The sequence below is a fragment of the Dietzia sp. CW19 genome, from assembly GCF_014145265.1.
Classification (GTDB): Bacteria; Actinomycetota; Actinomycetes; order Mycobacteriales; family Mycobacteriaceae; genus Dietzia; species Dietzia natronolimnaea.
In genome coordinates this window covers 1-3,749 of sequence record NZ_JAALEE010000190.1, presented here as the reverse complement: position 1 = coordinate 3,749, position 3,749 = coordinate 1, and the positions used below count along the sequence as shown (strand labels likewise).

The window sequence follows — 3,749 nt, the reverse complement described above, 5'->3', positions numbered from 1 at the left end:
GGCCAGGCAGGCCAGGCAGGCCAGGCGGGCCAGGCGGCCGATCCGGCCGCGACTCTGCTCGACCTCGTCCGGGGAGCCTGGGCCGAGGTGCTCGGGCTGGACCCCGCTGGCATCAGCGCAGACGCAGACTTCCTGGGGTTGGGGGGCGACTCGCTCACCGCGGTACGCACGGTGGCCGGCTTACGGGGGATCGGTGTCACCGTCCCCGTCGCCGACGTCCTCAACGGAGTGAGTCCCGAGGAGATCGCCAGCGAGGCGACGGCTGCGGGATGGCGCGTCGGTGATGCCGAACCGACGCAGCTCGTTCGCGCGGAGCCGGGACGGCCGTTCCCGCTGACCCCGCTTCAGCAGGCCTACTGGGTCGGCGCCCAGGGGGGCTGGCAGCTCTCCAACGATGCAGCACACTTCGTCGTCGACTTCTTCGATCCGCTGTGCGATCCCCAGCGGCTGCGCGCGGCCGCTCGCCGGCTCATCGATCACCAGCCGATGCTGCGCGCCGTAGTCACAGAGGACGGCTACCAAGTCGTCCTCGATCCCGACGACCCCCGGCTCGACGCCGACCCGGTCGAGATAGTCGACCTCACCGGGTGCTCGGACGAGGAGGTCTCCCGCGCCGTCTCGGGCACTCGGTCGGCATGGGAGGTCGACGGGCCCGATCCCGAACAGTGGCCGACCTTCCGTATCCGGGCGCACCTGCTGCCCGGAGGCGGTGCCCGCGTCCATGTGGTGGCCGCGCTCGTCTTTGTGGACGGATGGTCCTTCTACCTGTTCTTCGACCAACTGCTCACCTTCCATGACGAGCCCAACGCCTACTTCCGGGCGCCCGAGGTGAGCTTCGCGGACCACGTGGCGACGCTCGAGGCGGGCGCGACGCGTCCGGCGGCGCGTCGAGCGCTGGAGAACTGGCGGCGACGTCTCCCCGAGCTTCCGCAGGCACCACGCGTCCCCGTGCGGTCGGTGCCGGACCGGGTGCGGCGCATGGAACGCCGTGCGTTCCGACTCGACGCAGGTACCGCCGCGGCGTTCACCGAGCGATGCCGCGCCGCGCGGGTCACTCCCACGGCGGTGTTCGGGGCGGCGTACTCCCACGCGCTCGCCGAGTGGTGCGCTCAGGAGCGGTTCCTGCTCACCGTCCTGTACTTCAACCGCCCGCCGATCTCGGGCGACATCGACAGGGTCCTGGGCGCGTTCTCCTCGACGGTGCTGGTGGACATCTCGGTACCCGACTCGTCGGATCCGGCGGTGCACGCCGGCGGCTTCGGCGACGCGGTCGGCCGTTCGCTCGACGATTCCGCGGTCGACGGCGTCGACGTCGCCCGGGAGCTGTCGCGGCACCGGGGCACCCGCGGCCTCGTCTCTCCCGTCGTGTTCACCTCGACGCTGGGCTTCACCGATCCCACGGCGCACTCGGTGACCAGACGCATCGACCCGGCCGATGTGTGGGAGAGGGTGCGCACTCCGCAGGTGCTGGTGGACCTGCAGGTGGCGTCGGAGAACGACCAGATCGTGTGCAACGTCGACTGCCCCGAGGGGGTCATCGACCCCGACGATCACCAGCGCCTGCTCGACCGGGTGCGGGACTTCATCGACGTCGTGCTGGAGGACCGGGTGCTCGAGCACGCCGACTGGCCGCAGCACGGCCGGGGTGGAGAGAACGAGTCGTCGTCGGGCCCTCGATCGCTGGCCGATCTCACGTCGCCGTCACTGGCCGACGCCACGGACGCCACGGACGGCGCGGGAGTCCGGCCGCTCCGAGCCGCCGAGGAGGCCACCCTGGCCCACGTCCGCGAGGCCGTGACGTCCCAGCTCGGGAGCGCTCCCGGCGATTCGACCGACTTCTTCTCGGCTGGCGGCGACTCGCTCGGTCTGGTCCGGGTGCTGGTCGACGTGCGGCGCCGCACCGGGCTCGCGGTGGCCCCCGCTGAGGCCGTAGTCGATCCCACCATCGCGCGCATCGCAGCACTGGTGGACGAGCGGCGGGAAGCTGAACAACCGGAGCGCCCCGAGGTGACCGAGATCCCGGCGCGCCTCACCGCGCCCGCTGGGGCCAGCACGCTCGATCCGGAGACCCACCTCGTGCCCATGTCCGGGTCCGGGGGCGGACCCGTCTACCTACTCCACCCGTCGGGTGGCGACATCCTGTGCTATTCCGACCTGGTCGCCGAGCTTCCGGACAAACGGGTTCTGGCGCTTCCCGATCCCCGGTACTTCGACACCCCGATGCCGAACGATCTCCCGCTCGTCGTGGCCGCCTACGCGGATCTGCTCGAGGCCGCCCATCGCGGTGAGGACCACCCATTGGTGGTCGGGGGTTGGTCGATGGGAGGCACCGTCGCCCACGACGTGGCCGTGGAGTTGCACGGGCGTGGCGTTCGCGTGGGCGGGGTGATCATGATCGACTCGACCACCCCGGACCGGATCCGGCGGATCGCGGGACTCGCGCCCGGAGAGGTCGACGCCGAGGTGGCACTGCGCTATCTGCGGTCCGTCCAGGCCTTTGCCGGATCGGGGGTGGGGCAGGCCCCCGCTGACGACGCGGCCGAGATGTCGGTCCGGCGAGGTATGGCCGCCGCGGCCGACCCCGCCGCCCGCGGTGACGTCCTCGCGGAGCAGCTGCGGGGCGCGGGACTGGCCGCGACGGATGCCCGCCGTCGGCTCGAGGTGTTCACCTCCCATCTGGCGGGGTTGGCGGAGCATCACGCCCGCTCGCTTGAGGGCACCGGTGTGCCCGTCCTACTGGTGCGGACCGATGAGACCTCACCGGTGAACTCCCGCGTCGGTATGGGAGTGGACGACGCGGCGGGGTCGGAGGATCTGGGGTGGGGGACCGCGCTCGGCTCCAGCGCCACGACCCTCGGAGTGGACGCGCACCACTACTCGGTGCTCAGGAGCCCCGCCGTGGGGCAGATCGGGTCGGCCATCCGGGAGTTCCTGTCCGGTCTCGGCGGCGCTAGCGCTAGCACCGCCGGGCCCGACGTGGACCAGCGCGGTGCTGGCCGATGAACCGGACGCTGACGAGTGCCCAGGTCGACCGGGTGGACGCGTGGACCACGGTCTACGAGGAGATCTACACCGACGGTCACGCCCGCGGGACCGCGGCCGACGGTCTTGAGGGATGGGTCGACGCGTTGTCCGGCCGGCCCCTGCCCGCCGAGGTCATGTGGGAGTGGCGGGACGCCACGGTCGACCGTCTGCGGGGCCTGAGTCCGGAGCGGGTGCTCGACGTGGGGACCGGCACCGGGATGATCACCCGTGTCCTCGGACCGGAGGTGCGGTCCTATCACGCGGTCGACCTGACTCTCGCCGGGGTCCGGGACCTCGTCGACGATCCGGATCGGCCCGCCGGCCTGACCTTCGACCGCTGCGCCGCCCACGAGCTGAACCCGCAGTCACTTCCCGGGGACAGGCCGGACCTCATCGTCCTCAACAGTGTCGTGCACTACTTTCCTGACAGGGACTACCTCGACGCGGTGCTCACCAGCCTGCTCGACCTGCTGGCTCCCGGCGGGGTGCTCTTCCTCGGCGATCTGCGGGACGCCCGACGCGACCCGAGGCGGCTCCGCGAGCGCGCACGCAGATCGGAGCCCTGGGCGGATCCGCACCGGCTCGGCGAGCTGGTCGCGGACCTCGCGCGACGGGACCGCGAACTCGCGCTGGATCCCTGGGAACCGGGGGAGTCCCTCGGCGCGGAGACCACCGTTCTGGCGCGCTGCCTGCAGGACAGCGATCTGGCCCGGTACCGCGTGGAC

At 71.8% G+C, this 3,749-nt stretch carries 2 protein-coding genes; both read left to right on the top strand.

Annotated elements, in window-relative coordinates; all coding sequences use genetic code 11:
• A partial coding sequence (locus G6021_RS06510; RefSeq protein WP_241736447.1) for a phosphopantetheine-binding protein occupies nucleotides 1-3,003 on the top strand: 3,003 nt, incomplete at its 5' end.
• Nucleotides 3,000-3,749: methyltransferase domain-containing protein (locus G6021_RS06505; RefSeq protein WP_182640887.1), on the top strand; the 750-nt coding region annotated here is incomplete at its 3' end. The genes G6021_RS06510 and G6021_RS06505, both read left to right, overlap by 4 nt.